Source organism: Neisseria sp. P0021.S007, assembly GCF_051956855.1.
The window spans coordinates 1-540 of sequence record NZ_JBQCXA010001051.1 but is presented as its reverse complement, the minus strand read 5'-3'; the positions used below and the strand labels follow the sequence as shown (position 1 = coordinate 540).

At 55.4% G+C, this 540-nt stretch carries 1 protein-coding gene; it reads left to right on the top strand.

Annotated elements, in window-relative coordinates:
• Positions 1–516 (top strand): HAD-IA family hydrolase (locus ACTHUR_RS17470; protein ID WP_440399983.1); only part of this gene is annotated, 516 nt, incomplete at its 5' end.
• Between the last annotated feature and the right edge of the window lie 24 nt (positions 517–540).

Sequence of the window (540 nt, the reverse complement as noted above, 5' to 3'; positions counted from 1 at the left end):
ATCGGATACAGCCTCTCCGGCATCATTCGCCGCCTTGCCCACAACGTCAGCGAACACATTCAGGAAACCCTGATTGAGACCTATGCCGCGCACTACCTCAATCCCAACAACCACAACATGACTCTGTTCCCCGAAGCCCTGCCCTGCCTGCAACGCTTGAAACAACAAGGCTATTGGCTTGCCATCGCCACCGGCAAAGGCCGAAGCGGCTTGGACAAAGCCATCGCACAAACCGACACTCAAGACTTTTGGCTGGAAACCGCCTGCGCCAGCGAATATCCGTCCAAACCCGCGCCCGATATGGTACTTGCCCTCTGTGACCGACTGGGTATTGAACCGGAAGAGGCCGTCGTCGTCGGTGACACCACCCACGACCTAGAAATGGCCGCCAACGCCAAAATCCGCGCCATCGCCGTCACCACCGGCGCACATACTGCCAAACAGCTTTCCTCCATGCCCCATGTTGCCATGCTCAATAGCTTGGCCGAATTGCCCGATGTATTGGAAACCATATAAAAGGCTATACAACATCTATATGAA